Origin of the sequence: Pseudoxanthobacter sp. M-2 (assembly GCF_046156265.1) — a bacterium.
In the GTDB taxonomy this organism is placed as follows: domain Bacteria; phylum Pseudomonadota; class Alphaproteobacteria; order Rhizobiales; family Segnochrobactraceae; genus CAMDHY01.
In genome coordinates, this window is sequence record NZ_JAWDIR010000011.1 from 49,825 (window position 1) to 67,740 (window position 17,916).

15 protein-coding genes and 1 pseudogene are annotated in these 17,916 nt (G+C 71.5%); 11 read left to right on the plus strand and 5 right to left on the minus strand.

Annotated features, from left to right (window positions below):
* Together rpoD and RUR49_RS05325 are read left to right on the plus strand one after the other, a co-directional pair.
* Window positions 1–1,968, plus strand: a complete 1,968-nt coding sequence (gene rpoD / locus RUR49_RS05320) for an RNA polymerase sigma factor RpoD (protein ID WP_409145334.1) — start codon at window positions 1–3, stop codon at window positions 1,966–1,968.
* Window positions 1,969–2,017: 49 nt separating this feature from the next.
* Window positions 2,018–2,326: an HlyU family transcriptional regulator gene (locus tag RUR49_RS05325; RefSeq protein ID WP_409145335.1), complete on the plus strand. Its 309-nt coding sequence runs from the start codon at window positions 2,018–2,020 to the stop codon at window positions 2,324–2,326.
* Between the two features lie 206 nt (window positions 2,327–2,532).
* On the opposite strand, the gene RUR49_RS05330 is transcribed toward RUR49_RS05325, so the two are convergent.
* Complete coding sequence (locus tag RUR49_RS05330) at window positions 2,533–3,825, minus strand: NAD(P)/FAD-dependent oxidoreductase (RefSeq protein ID WP_409145336.1); 1,293 nt, start codon at window positions 3,823–3,825, stop codon at window positions 2,533–2,535.
* A gap of 167 nt (window positions 3,826–3,992) precedes the next feature.
* Here RUR49_RS05330 and RUR49_RS05335 point away from each other — a divergent pair, with 167 nt between their 5' ends.
* Together RUR49_RS05335 and RUR49_RS05340 are read left to right on the plus strand one after the other, a co-directional pair.
* The gene (locus RUR49_RS05335) at window positions 3,993–4,481 is read left to right on the plus strand and encodes a YaiI/YqxD family protein (RefSeq protein WP_409145337.1); all 489 of its coding nucleotides are present in this window, start codon (window positions 3,993–3,995) and stop codon (window positions 4,479–4,481) included.
* A 52-nt stretch (window positions 4,482–4,533) separates the two neighbouring features.
* Window positions 4,534–5,313, plus strand: a complete 780-nt coding sequence (locus RUR49_RS05340) for an alpha/beta fold hydrolase (RefSeq protein ID WP_409145338.1) — start codon at window positions 4,534–4,536, stop codon at window positions 5,311–5,313.
* Between the two features lie 45 nt (window positions 5,314–5,358).
* Here the strand turns inward: RUR49_RS05340 and RUR49_RS05345 are convergent, their stop codons facing one another.
* Both RUR49_RS05345 and RUR49_RS05350 read right to left on the minus strand, forming a co-directional pair.
* On the minus strand, window positions 5,359–6,603 hold the full coding sequence (locus RUR49_RS05345; RefSeq protein ID WP_409145339.1) for a lytic murein transglycosylase: 1,245 nt from the start codon (window positions 6,601–6,603) through the stop codon (window positions 5,359–5,361).
* Between the two features lie 295 nt (window positions 6,604–6,898).
* Window positions 6,899–7,075 (minus strand): hypothetical protein, encoded by a 177-nt coding sequence (locus RUR49_RS05350; protein WP_409145340.1) that lies wholly within the window; start codon window positions 7,073–7,075, stop codon window positions 6,899–6,901.
* A 98-nt stretch (window positions 7,076–7,173) separates the two neighbouring features.
* Between RUR49_RS05350 and gcvA the strand changes: the two genes are divergently transcribed.
* Complete coding sequence (gcvA, locus tag RUR49_RS05355; protein WP_409145341.1) at window positions 7,174–8,220, plus strand: transcriptional regulator GcvA; 1,047 nt, start codon at window positions 7,174–7,176, stop codon at window positions 8,218–8,220.
* Window positions 8,221–8,246: 26 nt separating this feature from the next.
* Here gcvA and RUR49_RS05360 read toward each other — a convergent pair.
* A pseudogene (locus RUR49_RS05360) lies at window positions 8,247–8,666 on the minus strand (tRNA (cytidine(34)-2'-O)-methyltransferase); the annotation flags it as partial.
* 276 nt (window positions 8,667–8,942) lie between these two features.
* Between RUR49_RS05360 and petA the strand changes: the two are divergent.
* The 5 genes from petA (at window position 8,943) to RUR49_RS05385 (ending at window position 13,560) form a co-directional block, all read left to right on the plus strand.
* Entirely contained in the window at window positions 8,943–9,494 is a 552-nt protein-coding gene (gene petA, locus RUR49_RS05365) for a ubiquinol-cytochrome c reductase iron-sulfur subunit (protein WP_409145342.1), read from the plus strand.
* A 25-nt stretch (window positions 9,495–9,519) separates the two neighbouring features.
* Complete coding sequence (locus RUR49_RS05370; RefSeq protein WP_409145343.1) at window positions 9,520–10,794, plus strand: cytochrome b; 1,275 nt, start codon at window positions 9,520–9,522, stop codon at window positions 10,792–10,794.
* A 37-nt stretch (window positions 10,795–10,831) separates the two neighbouring features.
* Entirely contained in the window at window positions 10,832–11,704 is an 873-nt protein-coding gene (locus tag RUR49_RS05375; protein ID WP_409145344.1) for a cytochrome c1, read from the plus strand.
* A gap of 106 nt (window positions 11,705–11,810) precedes the next feature.
* Window positions 11,811–12,731 carry a methyltransferase gene (locus RUR49_RS05380; RefSeq protein WP_409145345.1) on the plus strand — a complete coding sequence of 307 codons (921 nt, stop codon included), beginning with the start codon at window positions 11,811–11,813 and terminating at the stop codon, window positions 12,729–12,731.
* A 169-nt stretch (window positions 12,732–12,900) separates the two neighbouring features.
* Complete coding sequence (locus RUR49_RS05385; protein ID WP_409145346.1) at window positions 12,901–13,560, plus strand: response regulator transcription factor; 660 nt, start codon at window positions 12,901–12,903, stop codon at window positions 13,558–13,560.
* A gap of 34 nt (window positions 13,561–13,594) precedes the next feature.
* Here RUR49_RS05385 and RUR49_RS05390 read toward each other — a convergent pair whose 3' ends face one another.
* On the minus strand, window positions 13,595–17,077 hold the full coding sequence (locus RUR49_RS05390) for a NahK/ErcS family hybrid sensor histidine kinase/response regulator (RefSeq protein WP_409145347.1): 3,483 nt from the start codon (window positions 17,075–17,077) through the stop codon (window positions 13,595–13,597).
* A gap of 171 nt (window positions 17,078–17,248) precedes the next feature.
* Between RUR49_RS05390 and RUR49_RS05395 the strand changes: the two genes are divergently transcribed.
* A complete protein-coding gene (locus tag RUR49_RS05395; protein WP_409145348.1) occupies window positions 17,249–17,908 on the plus strand; it encodes a hypothetical protein in 660 nt (219 codons plus the stop codon).
* The last annotated feature ends 8 nt before the right edge of the window (window positions 17,909–17,916 follow it).

Below are 17,916 nucleotides of genomic sequence, written 5' to 3' on the forward strand. Positions count from 1 at the left end.
ATGGCAGCCAAGGCGACCGAAACCGAGGAAGCCCCGGAGCCCGCAGCCGAGACGTCTGACGGGCCGCTGCTCGATCTTTCGGACGCCGCCGTCAAGCGGATGATCAAGGCCGCCAAGAAGCGCGGCTACGTGACCTATGACGAGCTGAACGAGGTGCTCCCCTCCGAGGAGGTCACCTCCGAGCAGATCGAGGACACGATGGCGATGCTCAACGACATGGGCATCAACGTCATCGACGCCGAGGAGGCCGAGGAGGCCGAGCAGGCGGACGCCGGCGGCGCCGAGGAAGAGGGCGGCGAGCTCGTCGAAGCGCAGCCGACCGCGGTGGTGCGCGCGACGACCACCCGCGAGCCCTCCGAGCGCACCGACGACCCGGTCCGCATGTACCTGCGTGAGATGGGCTCGGTCGAGCTGTTGTCGCGCGAGGGCGAGATCGCCATCGCCAAGCGGATCGAGGCCGGCCGCGAGGCGATGATCGCCGGGCTGTGCGAGAGCCCGCTGACCTTCCAGGCGATCATCATCTGGCGCGACGAGCTGATCGAAGGGAAGATCCTCCTCCGCGACATCATCGACCTCGAGGCCTCCTATGCCGGCCCGGACGTCGAGCCGAAGGCCGACGGCGAGGCGGAGGGCGAGGACGGCGAGGCGCCGGTGCCGACGCCCGAGGACAGCGACGACGGCGAGGACGACTACGAGTCGAACGTGTCGCTCGCGGCGATGGAGACGGAGCTGAAGCCGAAGGTGCTCGCCACCTTCGACGTCATCGCCGAGAACTACAAGAAGCTGCGGCGCCTGCAGGACCAGAACGTCGAGCAGCGCCTGCAGAGCAAGCTCTTATCGCCGAGCCAGGAGCGGCGCTTCAAGAAGTTCCGCGACGACATCGTCGCCGAGCTGAAGGAGCTATCGCTCAACCAGCACCGGATCGACGCGCTGGTCGAGCAGCTCTACGACATCAACCGGCGGCTGATGGGGCACGAGGGCCGGCTCTTGCGCCTCGCCGAATCCTACGGCGTGTCGCGCGACAGCTTCCTGCGCGAGTACCAGGGCTCGGAGCTCGATCCGAACTGGACGCGGCGGGTGGCGAACCTGTCCGCCCGCGGCTGGCGCGAGTTCGTCTCCCGCGAGGCGAACCGCATCCGCGAGCTGCGCCAGGAGATCCAGAGCCAGGCGACCGAGACCGGCCTCGAGATCATCGAGTTCCGCCGCATCGTCCACATGGTGCAGAAGGGCGAGCGCGAGGCCCGGCAGGCGAAGAAGGAGATGGTGGAGGCGAACCTCCGCCTCGTCATCTCCATCGCCAAGAAGTACACGAACCGCGGCCTGCAGTTCCTGGACCTCATCCAGGAGGGCAACATCGGCCTGATGAAGGCCGTGGACAAGTTCGAGTACCGTCGCGGCTACAAGTTCTCGACCTATGCGACGTGGTGGATCCGGCAGGCGATCACCCGCTCGATCGCCGACCAGGCCCGCACCATCCGCATCCCGGTGCACATGATCGAGACGATCAACAAGATCGTCCGCACCTCGCGCCAGATGCTGCACGAGATCGGCCGCGAGCCGACGCCGGAGGAGCTGGCCGAGAAGCTCGCGATGCCGCTCGAGAAGGTGCGCAAGGTCCTGAAGATCGCCAAGGAGCCGATCAGCCTCGAGACGCCGATCGGCGACGAGGAGGATTCGCACCTCGGCGACTTCATCGAGGACAAGAACGCGATCCTGCCGATCGACGCGGCGATCCAGTCGAACCTGCGCGAGACGACGACGCGGGTGCTCGCCTCGCTCACCCCGCGCGAGGAGCGCGTGCTGCGCATGCGCTTCGGCATCGGCATGAACACCGACCACACGCTCGAAGAGGTCGGCCAGCAGTTCTCGGTGACGCGCGAGCGCATCCGCCAGATCGAGGCGAAGGCGCTCAGGAAGCTCAAGCACCCGAGCCGCTCGCGCAAGCTGCGCAGCTTCCTCGACAACTGAGCGCCTGCCCGCCTCGAGCGGGCGGCGCCACAGCTTTAGCGGAGCGACGATGTCCTTCCTGAAATCCCTGTTCGGGCTCGGGGCTAAGAGCGAGAGCGCCGGCGAGCCGGCGGCCGCCAAGGCCGTCAAGGAGATCGAGCACAAGGGCTTCACCGTGCGCGCCGCGCCCTTCCAGGAGGGCGGCCAGTACCAGACGGCCGGCGCCATCGTGAAGGTGGTCGACGGGGTGGAGCGCGAGCACCGCTTCATCCGCGCCGACCGCTTCGGCTCGATCGACGCCGCCGCCGACGTGGCGCTGGCGAAAGGCCGCCAGATCATCGACGAGCAGGGCGAGAAGATCTTCACCCGCGAAGGGTGAGGGTCGGAGACGCGGCGAAAGGCTCCGACAGACCGTCGCTGCGCCGCCGCGCGGCCTGCCGTCCCTGTGTCCCCTGCGCCGTGAACCAGGCTATGCCCTCGTCCGCGACGATCGCGCCCGCGACCGGCTGGAGCCGACGGCGGCGCCACCGCGACTTCGACTTCTACGACCTGCCGAAACTCCGACCCGCGCCGGCGCGGGGACTGTCATCCCTTCGGGCCGTCTCGGTCGAGCGCGAAATCGTCGAACCACTCGCGACGCTCGCCGGCGATCTCGGCGGCCAGCATGCGGGAGGCCATGTAGCTGTAGGTGATGCCGTTGCCGCCGTAACCGTAGGCGGCGAGCAGGCGCGGCTGGCCGGGCACGGCGCCGATCAGCGGCAGGCCGTCGGTGGTCTCGCCGAACTCGGCCGACCAGGCGTGCGAGACGCGGCCGTGGCCGTGCGGCCAGAGCGTCCGCAGCTTCTTGACGATGCGCTCGATCTTCTCCGCCATCAGCCGTTCGCGCTCGGCGGCGTCTGCCGTCCTGGCGTCCTCGCCGCCGGCGATGATGCGGCCGTCGCCGGTGGTGCGGACGTAGAGGTAGGGCTCGGAGGCCTCCCAGATCAGGCAGCGGCCGGGCCAGAGGTCCTCCTCGCGCTGCGGCGCGGTGGCGATGCACCAGCTCGACACGACCTTGTGCAGGTCGCTCGGCACGAACGAGGGCATCGCGTAGCCGGTCGCCAGCACGACGTGGCCAGCCTCGACGTGGCGACCGCTCGCGAGCGCCAGGTGGACGGCGCCCGCCGTGCTGTCATAGGCGACGACGTCATCCTCGACGAGCCGGGCGCCACGCTCCAGCGCGGTGCGCAGCACGCCCAGCGACAGCCGCACCGGGTCGGCCTCGGCGGAGCCGGGCGACACCAGCGCGGCGGGGCGGCGAATGCCGAAGCGCTCCTCGAGCGTCGCGGCATCGAGCAGGGCGCCGGGCAGTCCGGCGCGTTCCCGCAGCGCGTGTTCCTCGGCGAGAGCATCGTACCCGACGTCGTCGCCGCCCACGTAGAGCGTGGCGCGCGGGACGAAGCCGCAGTCTATGCGCAGCGCCGCGGCCAGCCGGCCGAGGTCGCTGGCCGCCTCGTGGCTGCGCCGGTAGATGCGCGCTGCGCGCTCGTAGCCATAGAGGCCGGCGAGCTCGACGAGCGAGGTGTCGATCTCCCACTGCAGCATCGCGGTGCTCGCGGCGGTGCTGCCGCGGCCGGGCAGGGCGCGGTCGATCACCATGACCGAGGCGCCGGTGGCCGTCACCGCCTCGGCGACGAGCGAGCCGGTAATGCCGGCGCCGACGACCACGACGTCGACGCGACAATCCTCCGAAAGCGGTTCGTGCGGCAGCGGGAAGCGATCGATCGCCCACGGTGGCGTGCCCGAGCGCAGCAGGCGGACATCGTCGTGGGTTTCGAGAGAGTGAGCCACGTCGGGAGCGCCGGCGGTTGCCGCGCCGGCGAGGAAGTCTTCGCGCATCGGATATGTCCCCGTTGTCACCGCGTGCCCGGATCGGCCCTTGCCGGGAGCGCGACGCACCGGGCACCGAACGTCGCGCGGCCGCCCCGGGTTCCGCCCGCCGCCCCGGCGCGGCGGACCGGGCACTGCTTGCATCCGCGCCGCCCCTCTGGCATCGGCATGGCCGCATGCCCGACGAACCCGCCCCCGCCCGCCCGATCACGATCTATGTCGACGCGGACGCCTGTCCGGTGAAGGCGGAGATCTACCGTGTCGCCGAGCGCCACCGGCTGCCGGTCTTTGTGGTGGCGAACCAGCCGATCGCGGTGCCGCGGGAGGACTGGATCACCCGCGTCCACGTCGGCGGCGGCCCGGACGTGGCCGACGACTGGATCGCCGAGCGGGCGGGGAAGGGTGACGTCGTCGTCACCGCCGACGTGCCGCTCGCCGACCGCTGCGTGAAGGCCGGCGCATCGGTGATCTCGCCGACGGGCCGCGCCTTCACCGAGGCCTCGATCGGCATGGCGCTCGCCACGCGCAACCTGCTGGACGACCTGCGTTCCGCTGGCGAGGTGACGGGCGGGCCGAAGCCGTTCGCCCCGCGCGACCGCTCCGCCTTCCTCTCCGCCCTCGACCTCGCGATCGTGCGCCTGAAGCGCGCCGGCTTCGGTGCCTGAGGCCTTGGCGGCGGCACGGCCCTCGCGGTGTCGCGTCGGCTTTACGGCGGCCGTGCTGTCCGCCGGGCTCGCGAGCGGGATCGCGGTCGCCGCCGAGACGGTGCGCATCGCGGCGCCCTCTGTCGGCGGCGTGGCGGAGATCGCGGTGACGCTCGAGGGCGCGGCCGGCGCGCCGGTCGTCGTGCTCGTCTCCGGGCTCGGCGAGGGTCGTGCCGACTGGGCGGCGGTGGTGCCACGGCTCGTCCCCTGCAGCCGCGTGCTGCGCTACGACCGGCCCGGCATCGGGGACAGCCGGCCCGTGCCGGTGGCGCCGGTGATGGCGGAGGCCGCGGCCGGCGACCTTGCCGCGCTGCTCTCGGCCCTGCGGCTGGCGCCGCCCTTCGTGCTGGTCGGCCACTCGCTCGGGGCCCTGTATGTGCAGGCATTCGCGCGAGCCCACCCGACGGAGACGGCCGGCGCGGTGCTGGTTGACGGCGCGAGCCCGCTCGAGCCGCCGGGCGTCTTCGTCTCCACCATCCCGCCGGTGCCGGGCACCGCCGAAGCGGCGGAGGAGGCCGGCGTCGCGCCGAGCCAGGCGGCGATGCTCGCCGGACCGCCGTTCCCGGACGTGCCGCTCGTGGTGATCGCGGCGACCGACCATGCCGACACGCCGGAGCGGGAGAGGCTTTGGCAGGACGTGCAGCGGCGGACGGCGGCGCTGTCGCCACAGGAGCGGCTGGTGATCGCGGAGGGCAGCGGCCACGCCGTGCAGGATGACCAGCCGGAGACCGTCGTTGACGCCGTCCTCGCCGTGCTCGAGTCGGCCGGCGCCGACACCGCGGCGTGCCGCTGAGGCGGCTCCGACGGAAAAGGCCGGCGCCTACGGATCCGTGGCGGATCAGCGGATCGTCTTGATCAGGCCGGTGTCGGGGAAGCAGGTGGCGGTCTGGCCGTTCTTCGCCTGCCAGGCGCCGATCGCGGTGCGGGTCTTGAAGCCGACGAGGCCGTCGGCACCGCCGACGTCGTAGCCGAGCTTTTCGAGGCGCTGCTGCATCGCCCGCACGTCGCCGCGGCTGAAGCCGGCCTTGGTGCCCCAGGCGCCGCGGATGCGGCCGTCTGCGGCGAGCCGGTCGGCGAGGTGGCCGACGAACAGGGCGTAGAGGTCGGACTCGTTGTAGGTCTTCAGGACGTAGAAGTTCTGCGAGACGAGGAAGGCTGGGCCGAGCCGGCCGGCCGGCATCATCAGGAAGCGGGTGTCGCCGGCCTTGCCGGGGGGTGCTGCGCCATCCACCCGCGTGACGCCCGCCTTCGTCCAGGCCGACAGCGGATGGCCCTGCTCGGGGCCTTCCAGCGCGCAGGTGACGGCCGCAGGCACCACCGCCTCGACGCCCCACGCCTCGCCCGACCGCCAGCCGTGCGCCTTCAGGTAGTTGGCGATCGAGGCGAGCGTGTCGGGCACCGAGCGCCAGATGTCACGGCGGCCGTCGCCGTCGAAGTCGACGGCATAGGCGAGGTACTTCGAGGGCAGGAACTGCGGCTGGCCGAGGGCGCCGGCGACCGAGCTCTTCATCTCGGCGAGCGGGATGTGGTCGCCCTCGAGGATTTCCAGCGCCGCGACGAGTTCCGGCAGGAACATGTCGCGCCGCGTCGCCATGAAGCCCTTGGTGGCGAGCGTCTGGACGGCGTTCTTCGGGATCGCGGCGCGGCCATAGGCCGATTCGCGGCCCCAGATGGCGACGACGATCTCCTTCGGCACGCCGTAGCGGCTCTCGATCGCCGCGAGCGTCTTGCCCCACTCCCGCACGAGCGCGCGGCCACCCTTCACGAGCGGGGCGATCTTGTCCTCGGAGAGATAGCGACCGGGGCTCTGGAACTCCGCCTGCCACTGCACCTGCGGTGGCTTCGGCGTGGTGCCGGGCGGCACGAGGTCGGGCAGCGTCCAGTCGAGGGTGACGCCGGCGAAGGCCGCCCGGAAGGTCGCCTCGGAGACGCCTTTCTGGCGCGCCAGCGGCCAGACCGTCGCCTGCTGCCAGTCGCGGAAGGCGGCCTCGGCGGCCGCCTTCGACTGGGCGAGGGCGGGCGTCGCGACGGCCGGGAGGGCGACGGCGAGAAGGAGCAAGGCGGTGCGAAGAGCGGCGAGCATGGCGATCCGAGCGGTTGCGGGGCCGCCAGTGTCGCGGTTGGGGTGGGGGAGGGCAAGGGCGGGGTGAGGCAGGCAGTAGGGTGGGCGGGACGGCGGCCGCCTCGTCCCTCCCCTGCCAGGGGGAGGGACAGACCGCGCAGCGGTCAGGGTGGGGCCCGTGAATCAGGGTCTCGACTTCGCCGGCGCCGCACTTCGGATTGACGGGCCCCACCCTGGCGACCTGCGGTCGCCTGTCCCTCCCCCTGGCAGGGGAGGGACGCGTCCTGCCGTGCGTCAGGGGCCAGGCCCACGCCCCTCAAAAACCTCTCCGCTCACCAAGGTCCGGGCGGTCCCGGCCGTCGGCGAGGCCGAGGTCGCGGCGGAGGTGGGGCGACAGGCGGTCGGGATCGAGGCGGGTGGGGCGGCTCGCGGACTCGGGCTCCCGGCGATGCGGGGCGATCAGGGCGAGCACGGCGGCGAGGATCGGGGACATCGGCTTGCCTCAGCGCTATCAATGTCTAGGCTGCGAGGATGCCGGCGTCTGCGGCGGCAAACCAACGAAAGCTCGATCAGGGCATACAAGGTCAGCTTATGGCTAAAGGCCCTCTGCCGACGGCGCTGCCACCGCTGCCGCCACTCGCCGCCGTGCGCTGCTTCGAGGCGGCGGCGCGCCATCTGTCGTTCACGCGGGCGGCCGACGAGCTCGCGATGACGCAGGCCGCGGTGAGCTACCAGATCAAGGTGCTGGAGGAGCGGCTCGGCGTGCCGTTGTTCCTGCGCGGCCCGCGCGGGGTGAGCCTGTCGGAGGCGGGGCGGCGGCTCGAGCCGGCGGTGACGAGCGCCTTCGCCGACCTGCGCGAAGCGTTCGCGGCGATCGGCGGCGAGCGCGGCGGTACCCTGACGCTCTCCGTCGTCAACAGCTTCGCCGCCCACTGGCTGCTGCCGAGGCTCGGGGGCTTCGGGCGCGCCCACCCGGAGATCGCGGTGCGGCTTGAGGTGTCGCCCGAGCTCGTCGACTTCGCCCGGCGCGACGTCGACGTGGCGATCCGCATGGGGCAGGGCGACTGGCCCGGGCTCGCGCGTCACCGCATCATGGATGTCGCCTTCACGCCGATCCTGTCGGCGGAGCTCCTCGCGGCGAGCCGGCCGCTGCGCACGCCGGCGGACCTGCTGGACCTGCCGCTGATCGATCCCGTCGATCCCTGGTGGGGGCAGTGGTTCGCGGCGGCGGGGGTCGAGGCCCCGGCGCTGGCGGCGCGCCGGGGCCTCTGGGTCGAATCGCAGACGCTCGCCGCGCGGGCGGCGCTGTCGGACCAGGGGGTGGCGATCCTGTCGCCGGAGTTCTTCGCCGACGAGCTCGCCCGCGGCGCGCTGGTGCAGCCCTTCCCGCTCCTCCATGCGCCCGGCAGCGCCTACTACCTCGTCTATCCGCCGGCGCGCCGGCGGGCGCCGCGGGTGGCGGCGTTCCGCGAGTGGGTGCTGCGCGAGGCTGCCGAGACGCCAGCGGTTCAGGCGGTGGTCGGGGCGCCTCCCGACTGGTCGCCTGCGGCCGCGCTGTCCTCGGATGCAGCGGCTCCCGATCGGCCGTCCTCGGATCCGTCTGCCGCGGATCCGCCGGCCTCGAAGCCGCCGGTCTGACGCAGCGCCTCTGCGACGGCGATGCCGCAGGCGACGGCGAGGTTGAGGGACCTTCGGCCGGGGCGCAGCGGAATGCGCACGCGCGCGTCCGCCGCCGCATGCACGGCCGGCGGGGCGCCGGCCGATTCGCGGCCGAACAGCAGCACGTCGTCGGCGGCGAAGGCGAAGTCGCAGTGGCGCGTCTCGGCCGCCGTGGTGAACAGCACGAGGCGGCCGCCGCCCGCCGCTCCGCCGCGCCCGGCGAGGAATGCCTCCCACGAAACGTGGCGGGCGAGGGCGGCGTGCTCGGCATAGTCGAGGCCGGCGCGCCGGAGCGCCCGGTCGGAGAGGTCGAAGCCGGTCGGCCCGATGACGTCGACCGCGACGCCGAAGCAGGCCGCGAGGCGCAGGATCGTTCCGGTGTTCTGCGGGATGTCGGGTTGATAGAGGGCGATCCGCACGCTCATCTCCGATACCGGCGGGATGCCGTCTTCCGGGCCTTGCGCCAGCGACGACAGGGACTTGCGACATTCGGTCCGGCGCGCGGCCGCGAGGCTGGACAAGTTCCAGCGGCGATGCAACTAAACGCGCAACGAGGGAAGCCGTGCAGAGCCGGCGACCGCCGGTGTCTTCAGCGTGGCCTGATCCGCCGCGCACGACCGCCGGCCAGCCGATCGGGGCGTCGCCCGTCGCTCGCGCACAGTCCGCTTTCGCGGTATCGACAGGAGCCGGCTTTGGCGACCATGGAACACCCCGAACCGACCCGGCGGGACTTTCTCTACATCGCGACAGCGGCGCTCGCCGCCGTCGGCGCCGGCTCGGTGATCTGGCCGTTCATCGACCAGATGAACCCCGACGCCACCGCGCTCGCGCTCGCCTCCACCGAGGTCGACATCTCGGCCGTCGAGGAAGGCCAGTCGATCACGGTGAAGTGGCGCGGCAAGCCGGTGTTCGTGCGCCATCGCACGGCCAAGGAGATCGAGGAGGCCGAGGCCGTCGCCATGGGCGACCTGCCCGACCCGCTCGCCCGCAACGCCAACCTCGAGGCCGAGGCCCCGGCGACCGACCCGAACCGCGCCGCCGAGGGCAAGGAGCCCTGGCTGGTGATGATCGGCGTCTGCACCCACCTCGGCTGCGTGCCGCTCGGCCAGGCGGGCGATTTCGGCGGCTGGTTCTGCCCCTGCCACGGTTCGCACTACGACACCGCCGGCCGCATCCGCCGCGGCCCGGCGCCGGAGAACCTGCACATTCCGCCGTACGCGTTCACCTCCGACACCGTCATCCGGGTCGGCTGAGAAAACAGTTCAGGGAAGCGCACACATGTCCGGTCCTTCGAGCTATCAGCCGAATTCCCGCTTCGAGAAGTGGCTCGAGGCGCGCCTGCCCATCATCAGCATGGTGCACGCCCAGGCGGTGGATTTCCCATCGCCGAAGAATCTCAACTATTTCTGGACGTTCGGCGGCATTCTCACCGTCATGCTGGTGGTGCAGATCATCACCGGCGTCGTGCTGGTGATGCACTACACCCCGCACGCTTCGCTGGCCTTCGCCTCCGTCGAGCACATCATGCGCGACGTGAACTATGGCTGGCTGCTGCGCTACATGCACTCGAACGGCGCGTCGATGTTCTTCATCGCCGTGTACATCCACATCTTCCGCGGCATGTATTACGGCTCCTACAAGGAGCCGCGCGAGGTGCTGTGGATCCTCGGCGTCATCATCTTCCTGCTGATGATGGCCACGGCCTTCATGGGCTACGTGCTGCCGTGGGGCCAGATGTCGTTCTGGGGCGCCACCGTCATCACCAACCTGTTCTCGGCCTTCCCGTTCGTCGGCGAGCCGATCGTGACCTGGCTGTGGGGCGGCTTCTCCGTCGACAACGCCACGCTGAACCGCTTCTTCGCCCTGCACTACCTCCTGCCGTTCATGATCGCCGGCGTGGTGTTCCTGCACATCTGGGCGCTGCACGTCGCCGGCAACAACAACCCGACCGGCATCTCCGTCAAGACGAAGCAGGATACGCTGTCCTTCCATCCGTACTACACGATGAAGGATGCCTTCGCGCTGGTCTGCTTCTTCATCTTCTTCGGCTGGTTCCTGTTCTGGGCGCCGAACTATCTGGGCCACCCGGATAACTACATCCAGGCGAACCCGATGGTGACGCCGGCGCACATCGTGCCCGAGTGGTACTTCCTGCCCTTCTACGCCATCCTGCGCGCCATCCCGTCCAAGCTCGGCGGCGTGCTGGCGATGTTCGGTGCCATCGCGGTGCTCTTCATCCTGCCCTGGCTCGACACGTCGAAGGTCCGCTCGGCCACCTTCCGGCCGCTCTACAAGCAGTTCTTCTGGGTGTTCGGCTTCGTCTGCGTGATGCTCGGCTGGCTCGGGGCGATGCCGGCCGAGGGCATCTACGTGATCCTGTCGCGCATCTTCACCGCCTACTACTTCCTGCACTTCCTGGTGATCCTGCCGGTGCTCGGCATGATCGAGACGCCGAAGCCGCTGCCGGCTTCGATCTCCGAGGCAGTGTTGAAGAAGAGCGGGGGTGCCGGCCGTCCGGCAGCGGCGGCCGCTGCGCCCGAGCACAGGGGTTGAGGCCGTGGTCGAGCAGTTCGCGCGAGGACGAGACGTCATGACGAAGCGCACGACCGAGACGAAGCGCGGCCTCGTCGCCGGCATCCGCACGGCGATCGTCGCCGCCGCGATGCTGGCGACCGGCGCCGGCGCCGCGATGGCCGCCGGCGAGGCCCCGCACATCACCAAGCAGTCCTGGAGCTTCGCCGGCCCGTTCGGCAGCTACGATCCGGCCCAGCTGCAGCGCGGCTTCAAGGTCTACCGGGAGGTCTGCTCGGCCTGCCACGGCATCAACCTCGTCGCCTTCCGCAATCTCTACGAGCCCGGTGGACCGCTGTTCTCCGAGGCGGCAGCCCGCCAGATCGCCAGCGAGTACACGGTGATCGACGGCCCGAACGCCGACGGCGAGATGTTCGAGCGGCCGGCCCGGCTGTCCGACCGCTTCCCCTCGCCCTATCCGAACGAGGAGGCGGCGCGCGCCGCCCAGGGCGGCGCCTATCCGCCGGACCTGTCGCTGATGGCGAAGGCCCGCGCCGTCCATCGCGGCTTCCCGTGGTTCGTGTTCGACATCTTCACGCAGTACCAGGAAGCCGGCCCGGACTACATCTACGCGCTGCTGATGGGCTACCAGGAAGAGCCGCCGGAGGGCGTCGAGGTGCCGCCGGGGATGTACTACAACACGCACTTCATCGCCGGAAACCTGCTGGCGATGCCGAACCCGCTGTCGGACGACCAGGTCGAGTACAACGACGGCGCGCCGCAGACGGTCGACCAGTACTCGCGCGACGTCGCCGCCTTCATGATGTGGACGGCGGAGCCGAAGCTCGACGAGCGCAAGCAGCTCGGTTTCAAGGCGATGCTGTTCATGGTGGTGTTCGCCGGCGCTCTCTACTTCACCAAGCGCAAGCTGTGGGACGGGGTCGCACACTGAGCGACCCGGTCCCAGCGAGGCCCGATCCGAAGGGCGCCGCAGCGATGCGGCGCCCTTCGCACGTCCGGGGCCCTGATCGCGCGCAGTCGGCGGCGGGAGGCGCGCGGTGACGGCGGTGCAGCGCTCCTCCGGCGACCTGATCGCCGACCGCCGCTTCCTCTATGGCGAGGGCCTCCTCGCCGATGGCGATGCGGTGGTCGCGGCCGAGCTGTTCGAGCAGGCGCTGGAGATCGCCCCCGACTGGCCGGACGGCCACGCCGGGCTGGCGCGCGCCCGGGCCGCCGCCAGCGACACCGACGGGGCAGCCTCCGCCTGGCGGCGCGTGCTCGCGCTCGAGCCCGCCGACGTGCTCGGCGCGCGGCTGCATCTCGGACTGCTCGGCGCCGCCGAAGTACCAGCCGTGCCGCCGCCGGCCTATGTGGCGGCGCTGTTCGACCAGTACGCGCCGGATTTCGAGGCGGCGCTGGTCGATCGGCTCGGCTATGCGGCGCCGCCGGCGCTCGCTGCGCTGGTGGCGGAGACGGGCCGGACCTTCGCGGATGCCGTCGACCTCGGCTGCGGCACCGGGCTGATGGGGGCGGCAGTGCGCACCTCGGTCGGCCGGCTCGACGGTATCGACCTGTCGGCGGCGATGCTGGAGCAGGCGGCCGCAAAGGGTCTCTATGACGATCTCACGGTCGGCGACGTCGGGACGGTGCTCGCCGCCCGGCCGGGGCGCTACGAGCTGGCGCTCGCCGCCGACGTCCTGTGCTATCTCGGCGACCTCGCGCCGGTGCTCGGTGCGGTCGCCAGGAGCCTCGCGCCGGGGGGCCTGTTCGCCTTCACCATCGAGACGCTCGCGGAGGATGCGGGCGAAGACTGGTTGCTGCGGCCGTCGCTGCGCTACGCGCATCGTCCGTCGGGGGTCGTCGAGGCGGCGCGCCGGGCCGGGTTCGACCGGCTGCGCAGCGTCGCGGTGGCACTGCGGCTCGACGGCGGCACGCCCGTCGAGGGCGCGGCGCTGCTGATGAAGCGGCGGGCCGGCTGATGAGCGGCCCACGATCGGTCCGGCCCGGAGCTGCCGGCCAGGACTCCCCGGATTTCAATGAGGCTCGCGACTTGCAGGGTGCGCCCCATCGCCCGATACTGGCGCAGCGGTTGCGCCGGTGCGGTCGCATCGCGGATGGGCTCTCGACGCGCATGAACCACAGGCTGCCGTGACGACCCGCCATCGCTTCCTGATCGTGGACGACCACCCGCTGTTCCGCGGCGCCCTCCGGCAGGTGCTCGAGGGCTCGTTCCCGGCCGTCGTCATCGACGAGGCGGGGACGCTCGACGAGGTGACGGCGCTCTTGACGCGCCTCGACGACGTCGACCTCGTACTGCTCGACCTCGCGATGCCCGGCGTCCGCGGCTTCTCGGGTCTGCTGCTCCTGCGGGCGCAGTTCCCGACGGTGCCGGTGGTGGTGGTGTCCGCCACCGAGGACCCGTCGGCGATGCGGCGTACCATCGAGTTCGGCGCGTCCGGCTTCATTCCGAAGTCGCTGGGCGTCGAGGCGATCCGCACGGCGGTGACGACGGTGCTCGCCGGTGACGTCTGGACGCCGCCCGACGCGCGGCTCGACGCCATCGCGGATGACGAGGCGGCCGCGGTGGCGCGACGGCTCGCCACGCTGACGCCGCAGCAGGTGCGCGTGCTGATGATGCTGAGCGAGGGGCTGCTCAACAAGCAGATCGCCTACGAGCTCACCGTCTCGGAAGCGACCGTCAAGGCGCACGTCTCGGCGATCCTGCAGAAGCTCGGGGTGGAGAGCCGCACCCAGGCGGTGATCGCCGCAGCCCGCCTGACCAACGGCCAGACCGCCTTCGCCAGCTGAGGCCCGCGCCGACTGAGCGCCGTCGAAGGGCGTGCTACTCGGCCGCCGCCCGATCGGCGCCGAGGCGGGCGAGCAGCGCGCGCAGCATCGCCGGCTTCAGCGGCTTGTTCAGCACCGTCACCCCCGTGGCCGCGGCGGCCGTGCGCATCGCCGGCGTGCGGTCGGCGGTGACGAGGATCGCCGGCAGCGCGGCGCCAAGGCGCCGGCGCAGGGCGGCGACGGCTTCGAGGCCATCGCCCTCGTCGAGGTGGTAGTCGACGATCGCGACGTCCGGGATGGGCGCCCCGTCGTCGAGGGAGCGCTCGGCGGTGGCGAGCGAGCCGGCGGTGACGACGCGGCAGCCCCACCCCGACAACAGCGCCGCCATGCCGTCGAGGATCGACGGCTCATTGTCGATGCACAGCACGACGAGGGGGATGAGCGGGGCGGACGTCATCGCGCCGGGCAGCGCGGTGTCGCGCGCCGAGGGCGCCTCGCGCGAGATCGGCAGCGTCACGGAAAAGCGCGCGCCGGCGCCGAGCCGCGAGGTCACCACCACCGGCAGGTCCAGCACGCGGGCGATGCGCTCGACGATCGACAGCCCGAGGCCGAGGCCCTTGGCGGCCTTCATGCCCGGCTCGAGGCGCAGGAACTCGGTGAAGATCGCCCGCTGCTTCGACAGCGGGATGCCGATGCCGGTGTCGAGCACCTCGATCGACACGGCGCCGCGGCGGCGCCGGCAGCCGACCAGCACGCGGCCGGCGGGCGTGTATTTCACCGCATTGGAGATGAGGTTCTGCAACAGCCGGCGCAGCAGCCGGCGGTCGGTGCGCACGGCAAGGCTGCAGCGCAGCACCGTGAGCTCGAGGCCGCGCTCGCGGGCGATCGGCGCGAACTCGACGGCGAGGCCCTGCAGCAGCTCGTCGACGGAGAACACCGAGGGCTCCGGCTTCATCGCGCCGCCGTCGAGGCGGGAGATGTCGAGGACGGCGCCGATGATCTCCTCGACCGATTCGAGCGAGGCGCCGACGTTCTCGACCATCGGCCGGAGCGGCCCGTCGCCGGTGCGGTCGACGAGGGTGGTGACGTACAGGCGGGCGGCGTTCAGCGGCTGCAGGATGTCGTGGCCGGCAGCGGCGAGGAAGCGGGTCTTGCCGAGGTTGGCGTCCTCGGCGGCCGCCTTGGCGCGGATCAGCTCCTCGTTGAGGCGCAACAGCTCGTCGGTGCGCTCGCGCACGCGCTGCTCGAGCGCCTCGGCGGCGCGGACGCGGCCGGTCATGTCGGCGACGGTGAGCACGAGGCCGCCGTCCGGCATCGGGCTCGGCCGGGCCTCGACGACGCGGCCGTCGATGCGCTCCTGGATCTCGCCGTCAGACGACAAGAGGCGCGAGATGCGCTCGGCCACCAGCCGGTCCGGATCGCCGCGGCCGAGGCCACCGCTCTCGGCGACGTGGGAGAGGATGGTGCGCAGTGGCGTGCCGACGAGGCCGAAATCGGCCGGCAGCGCCAGCAGCGAGCGGAAGCGGCGGTTCCAGCAGGACAGGCGCAGCTCGGGATCGAAGACGGCGATGCCCTCGTCGACCTGGTCGAGGGCGGTCTGCAGCAGGTCGCGGTTGTGCTGGATGGCGGCGGTGGCGTCGTCGAGCAGGCGGTGGGCGCTCTTCGTCGCCGGATCGCGGCGCTTGACGAGGAGCGACAGCACGAGGCGCGAGGAGGCGGCGCCGATGGCACTCGCCAGCAACTGCTCGCTGAACCGCAGCAGCGCCGGATCGGCCGGCAGAGGCGGGGAAAGCGCGACGCCGCGGTCGCTCGCGTGGCGGGCGAAGGCGCGCTCGGCACGCTCGTCGCCGAGATAGCGGGCGACGGTCGCCTGCAGGTCGCCGACGGTGAGGGCGGTGCGCCCGAAGCGCAGCGCCGGCGCCGGTCCGAGGTCGCTCGGCACGAAGATCGAGGCCTGCAGGCGCTCGAGCGGCTCCGGCGCGCGTGTCAGCGAGAAGAACACGAACGCGCCGATGTTGGCGGCGATCGACCAGAAGACGCCGTGGATGAACGGGTCGAAGGCGAGCGTGAACAGCGCCTGCGGCCGCAGCAGCCAGATCCCGAACGGCCCGTCCTCGAGGATGGAGGCGGGGACCAGCCCGTTCGCCACGAAGTTCGGCAACAGGAGCGTGTAGCACCAGACGGCAAAGCCGGTGACCATGCCGGCGATCGCGCCGCGCGCCGTCGCCCGCCGCCAGATCAGTCCGCCGAAGAAGGCCGGCGCGAACTGCGCGATCGCCGCGAACGACAGGAGCCCGATCTGAGCGAGCGCGGCGCTGTCGCCGGCGGCCCGGTAGTAGGCATAGGCGAGCAGCACGAGGCCGACGATGGTGGCGCGGCGCACGGTCAGGAGTGTCCGCCGCATGTCGGCGACGTCGCCGCCGCGCCGGCTGACGATGAGCGGGATGACGATGTCGTTGGAGATCATGATCGACAGCGCCACGGTCTCGACGATCACCATGGCGGTCGCGGCCGAGAGCGCGCCGGCGAAGGCGGCGAGCGTCACCGCGTCGGCGCCGGCGAGCATCGGCAGCGCCAGCACGAAGGTGTCGGCGTCGGCGGAGCTGCCGAAGCGGAGCATGCCGGCGGCGGCGATCGGCACGACGAAGATGTTGATGAGGAGCAGGTAGAGCGGGAACAGCCAGATGGCGCGCTTCAGCTCGGCGTCGCTGTTGTTCTCCGTCACCGTGACGTGGAACTGCCGGGGCAGCATCAGGGCGGCGACGAAGGACAGCATCGACAGCACCAGCCAGGTGCCGCCGTTCGGCGCCTCCTCGAAGACGGCGCGGATCTCCGGGTGCGCCTGTACCGCCTCGATCAGCGCACCGGCGCCGCCGAACAACGAGAAGGTGACGTAGGTGCCGACGACGAGGAAGGCGATCAGCTTGACGACGGATTCCGTCGCCACCGCCAGCATCATGCCTTCCTGGTGTTCGGTGGCGTCGGCGTGGCGGGTGCCGAACAGGATGGCGAAGACCGCCATCGCGAAGGCGACGAACAGGGCGACGTCGCCGACGAGGCCGGTCGCTGCCCCCGTCGGCGGGCCGATGGCGAGGTGCTGGATCATCGTCTCGACGGAGATCGAGACCGCCTTCAGCTGCAGGGCGATGTAGGGGATGACGCCGACGACGGCGATCAGGGTGACGACGGCCGCCACCGCCTGGCTCTTGCCGTAGCGGGCGGCGATGAAGTCGGCGATCGAGGTGATCTTCTCCGCCTTGGCGAGGCGGACGACGCGGCGCAAGAGCGGGAAGCCGACGAGGAAGAGCAGCGCCGGGCCGATGTAGATGGTCAGGAACTCGAGGCCGCCGCGGGTGGCGAGGCCGACGGAGCCGAGGAACGTCCACGAGGTGCAGTAGACGGCGAGCGTCAGCGAATAGATCCACGGCCGCCCGCCCGGCCGCGGCTTGCGGCGGGCGCGGTCGCCATAGCTCGCCACCGCGAACAGCAGTCCGATGTAGACCACCACGCAGGCGACGACGACCCAGCCCTGCAGCATCCGCGCCCTTCCGCCCCGCCGATCGGGTTCCGTTCCGCCGGCATCGCATCACAACCGGGCGGGGCTGTCCATGAAGGGGCAAGTTCGCCGTCACCGGCTTTCGCTCCTGCCGCATCCCGTGGGATAGTGCGGCCAGGCGCGGCAGCCGGACAACGCGCGCGGGGAGGCGATGTGACGATCCTGAAGGACATGCAGGCGACGGCGGCCTCGATCGTCGCCGGTCTCTTCCGCAAGCCGCCGCCGATCGCCGACGTGGCGGCGCTCGCCGACTTCATCGACGAGCGGGCAGCCTTCACGGTGCAGAAGTGCGTCTACGAGTACTCCCGCGCGCGCTCCGGGACGATGTCGCAGAAGCTCTTCAAGGAGAAGGGCTTCCTCGCGGCCGTCGACGCCTCGCGCTGGCTCGGCTACCCGATGGGGCTCGTCGACGTCTCCGAGGCGGTGCTGTCGACGCTGCGCGACGACGGCACGGCGGTGGGGCCGGACGCGGTGACCGGGCTGATCCGCACGGCGCAGGCGATCACGGCGCGCTATCCGGTGCCGGAGGGCTTCGAGCGCGACTTCTGGGAGAAGGCGCGGGTGGCGGTGGCCGACCGGCTGAAGCGCGCGTCGCTGGCGCCGCCGCGGCTCGTCAAGGACATCCCGAAGGACCATGCGCGCGAGTTCTTCGACAACCTGCCGATCCATCCGGAGCTGCGCAAGAACGACTTCGAACTGATCCGCAACACGCTCTGCGCCAATCTCTGCCGCATCTCCGACGACCTCTCGCAACGGCTCGACCGGCCGGCGCTGGTGGCGGCGCTGGCGGCGGAGGGCGCGCGGGCCGCCTGACGGGGGGC

Bases quoted from the DNA above. Each gene is read 5' to 3' on its own strand.
- RUR49_RS05390 (WP_409145347.1), bottom strand. From the start codon at position 17,077: ATGCTGCAGGGCTGGGTCGTCGTCGCCTGCGTGGTGGTCTACATCGGA.
- RUR49_RS05370 (WP_409145343.1), top strand. From the start codon at position 9,520: ATGTCCGGTCCTTCGAGCTATCAGCCGAATTCCCGCTTCGAGAAGTGG.
- gcvA (WP_409145341.1), top strand. From the start codon at position 7,174: ATGGCTAAAGGCCCTCTGCCGACGGCGCTGCCACCGCTGCCGCCACTC.
- RUR49_RS05350 (WP_409145340.1), bottom strand. From the start codon at position 7,075: ATGTCCCCGATCCTCGCCGCCGTGCTCGCCCTGATCGCCCCGCATCGC.
- RUR49_RS05335 (WP_409145337.1), top strand. From the start codon at position 3,993: ATGCCCGACGAACCCGCCCCCGCCCGCCCGATCACGATCTATGTCGAC.
- RUR49_RS05345 (WP_409145339.1), bottom strand. From the start codon at position 6,603: ATGCTCGCCGCTCTTCGCACCGCCTTGCTCCTTCTCGCCGTCGCCCTC.
- RUR49_RS05375 (WP_409145344.1), top strand. From the start codon at position 10,832: ATGACGAAGCGCACGACCGAGACGAAGCGCGGCCTCGTCGCCGGCATC.
- rpoD (WP_409145334.1), top strand. From the start codon at position 1: ATGGCAGCCAAGGCGACCGAAACCGAGGAAGCCCCGGAGCCCGCAGCC.
- RUR49_RS05325 (WP_409145335.1), top strand. From the start codon at position 2,018: ATGTCCTTCCTGAAATCCCTGTTCGGGCTCGGGGCTAAGAGCGAGAGC.
- petA (WP_409145342.1), top strand. From the start codon at position 8,943: ATGGAACACCCCGAACCGACCCGGCGGGACTTTCTCTACATCGCGACA.
- RUR49_RS05330 (WP_409145336.1), bottom strand. From the start codon at position 3,825: ATGCGCGAAGACTTCCTCGCCGGCGCGGCAACCGCCGGCGCTCCCGAC.